At 73.0% G+C, this 3,257-nt stretch carries 2 protein-coding genes; both read right to left on the bottom strand.

All coding sequences use genetic code 11. The features are described 5' to 3' along the window. Window positions 1–84 precede the first annotated feature (84 nt). On the bottom strand, window positions 85–1,446 hold the full coding sequence (locus ACSNOD_RS29885) for a cytochrome P450 (RefSeq protein WP_436770211.1): 1,362 nt from the start codon (window positions 1,444–1,446) through the stop codon (window positions 85–87). Between the two features lie 576 nt (window positions 1,447–2,022). Then, a complete protein-coding gene (locus tag ACSNOD_RS29880; protein WP_436770210.1) occupies window positions 2,023–3,174 on the bottom strand; it encodes a hypothetical protein in 1,152 nt (383 codons plus the stop codon). Window positions 3,175–3,257 lie beyond the last annotated feature (83 nt).

Below are 3,257 nucleotides of genomic sequence, written 5' to 3'. Positions count from 1 at the left end.
CCGCCGCCCCAGGCGACCCCGCCCCGGGCGGCCGCGCGACACCGGACTGCCCCCGCCGCGCGGGATGCGAGGTCGCGTCGTGGATCACCGGCCGCTCCCGGCCGTCGGCCGACCGCCGGGAGCGCGCCGTTCGAGGACCAGGGGGCCGCCCCGCGGGGTGAGCAGGAACCGCGGCACCGCGCGGACCGGCCCGCCCGCGACGGCACGAAGCCGCCAGCGGCTGCTGATGGTCGCGAGCGCCAGGGCCGCCTCGGTCATGCCGTACGCCTCGCCCAGGCACTTGCGCCGCCCGCCGCCGAAGGCGGTGAACGCCTGGCGCTGCTCGGCGGTGACCCGCTCCGGCAGCCACCGGTCCGGGTCGAAGACCTCCGGCTCGGGGAAGACCTCGGGGTCGCGCTGCAGCGCGTACGGGGAGACGATCACGTCCGCGCCGGCAGGAAGGACGAAGCCCTCGACCACGGTGTCCGCCACGACCACCCGGCTGAGCATCCACGTCGGCGGCCACAGTCGGAGGACCTCCGTCAGCACCTGCCGGGTGTACGGCAGTCGCGGAAGGTCCTCGAACGACGGCGATCCGCTTTCCACGGTCGTGTCGAGCTCCTCCCACAGGCGGTCCTCGACGCGCGCGTGGTCGGCCAGGGCGTAGTAGGTCCAGGCCAGCAGGGAGGCCGTGGTCTCCACCCCTGCCGCCAGGACCGACATCACCTGATCCCGCACCTCGCGGTCGCCGAGCGGCCGGCCGTCGTCCGCGGCGGCGGCCATCACCTGGGACAGCAGGTCGTCGAAGGCGGCGCCGGACGCCCGGTACTGACCGATCACCTCGCCGATGGCCGTCTCCAGCCGGAGGCGGGCCCGGGCGAAGCGGCGATTGGCCGGCAGCGGCACGCGATGCGCCGGCGGCCACGGCACCAGCATCCGGCGGAACATGCCGTCGAGAAGCACCGGCAGTGCCTCCGCCATGGTGTCCGCGGCACGGCGACCAGCCGGAGAGGAGATCAGCGTGCGCGCCACCACCCGAGCGGCCAGGGCGTACATCCGCCGGCCCACGTCCACGGTGTCGCCGTCGCGCCAGTCGTCCACCGCCTCGTCGACGCAGCGGCACATCACCTCCGCGTACGCGGCGACCCGGTCGCGCCGGAAGGCCGGGCGCATCACCGGCTGCTGGCGCCGGTGGTCGGCGTCGGCACAGGTGATCACACCGTTGCCGACCAGCCCCCGGGCGGTCTCCATGAAGGGCCCGCCCTTGTCGAAGCGCGGGGAGGCCAGGACCTGGCGGGCCGCCCGCGCACTGCTGACGAGAAGACACGATCGGCCACCGATCCGGATCTCCGACACCGCGTCGCCGCCACGCCGGGACGTGAGGAACCCCAGAGGGTCGCGTACCAGACGATGGCCATGACCGACCAGGGGCAACCGCCCCGGAGCGGCCTTGATCTGCTGGTGCACGGGCTCTCCCCAACGGTCGGGGAACCGGCCTGGGCACACGGCAGATGCTCAAGGGGGTACGGGTTCGCCAGCCAACGCTGATGTACCCCATTCAACTGTCGCCTATGCGCGAAGCGTGAACACCTCGTGAAGCACCGTCCGTTGGTGGCGACACCCGGTGCCTCAGGCGTGCGGAACCGGAGGGGGCCAGGAGGCGCGAGGGGCGGCCGTGGGGGGCGCCGTGCCGCGTAAGGAGTGGTCGTGCACGTGGGGGGCCTTTCGAGTCGGGTCCGGAGGACGGACCCGGGCCACCCTTCCGTTCCCGACCCGGGGGCGCGTCCGGGTGAGGCGAAAGCCGGCGCCTGGCTCCGTGCTGCAGACCGTGGCAGCGGGAAGCTTGCTCGTCACCGTGCTGGGCGTTCCGACTCGAAACGCTCGCGCGCTCCACACGGTTGCAGGTCAGCGCCGGATTCGCACCGGCTTCCCCCAGTCACGTACGTCTTCGGTTGTCACCCCTGAGCTGTTGGGGTGTGGTGCGTGCGGCCTTCGACATCGACCGCGTTCGAACGTTCGATCAATGAATACCCTCTGTGTTGATCAGCTGTCAATGACTTTGTCCTGAAGGCGACTTGTCACCCTCCATACGGAGTCGTCCGCGCGCACGGGCAGATACCGCCGGACGACGCGGTACGCCTCCTCCGCGAACGCCACGGCCGGGTCCACGGTGAGCTGCTCCGGCCTGGTCACGTCCAGCGCCGGGAGCTCCCGGGCGAGCCGGGCCCCGAGGTCGTACGGCAGGGTGGCGACGAACGGCCGGTCACCCGACAGCGGTTGGAGCGCCACCCGCAGGGCGTCGCCGTCGCGCCGGACGTCCACCAGGCACGGGCCGACGCCGGCCGCCCGAGCCACCATGCCGCGCTCCTGCCGGCGCTCCTGCTGCTCCGGCCCCTGCTCCCGTGGGCCCGGGACGTCCGGAAGGCCCGGGACGCTCTGAAGGCCTGGGACGGCGATCCGCCGGACGCCCCGGGGATCCACCCGCTCCACCAGGTCCGCCAGGCGCCAGCCGTCCGGTCGGGCGGCCCCGGCCCTTACGGTCACCTCCGTGTCGAAGAAGCGGTTGGGAAAGCGGCGGTACTGCTCGCGCGGCATGTGGGGGCGGCGCGCCAGGAGCGGGTCGGCGTGCAGGCACAGATCCGTGACCCGGGCCGGCCCGGGGTCCGGCTGCCACTCGATCCGGCACTCCAGCGAGGTGTCCACGGAGAACGAGTAGGCGTCGCGGTGCGGGCGCCTGACGCCCGTGGCGTGCTTGCCCACCTTGACCACGGTGCCGGTGGGGAAGCACTGGATGTCCTCCGAGGCGGTCGCCTCGCCGAACTTGTACTCGATGGACCGGAACGCGCCGTCGGACTCGAAGTTGACGAGCACGTGGCACGGGGAGGACCCCAGCGGGATCGTCATATGGGTGGCCCCGACCAGGGACAGCTTCTGCTGGTGTGCGTCGAGGACCTCCAGCGTGTAGGCGGCGGTGCTCAGCCCGAGGAACTCGTGTCCGAAAGGCTCGTCCGGGTCCGGGGCAAAGACGGTGACCTCGCGACCGGAGGGCGCCGTTCCCCACCGGCGCGTCCGCAGCTCCTCGCCGGTGGCACGGCGCGGTACGAAGGTGTGGAACGAGTAGCCGGTCGCGTCCGGATCGCGCCGGCCCGGGGGGTGGACGACGAAGTGCCGGAAGCAGGCGGTGGAGGGTGTCACGCTCTGGGCCGGCCCGGCCCCTTCAACCTCCGCCGACCCCTTCCCGGGACGGTCACCGCGCTCCGCCGGCCCCTTCCCGCAGC

It is taken from the genome of Streptomyces sp. URMC 123, from assembly GCF_051386515.1.
GTDB lineage: Bacteria > Actinomycetota > Actinomycetes > Streptomycetales > Streptomycetaceae > Streptomyces.
The sequence above is the reverse complement of the archived record's forward strand: the minus strand, read 5'-3'. Positions and strand labels throughout refer to the sequence as shown.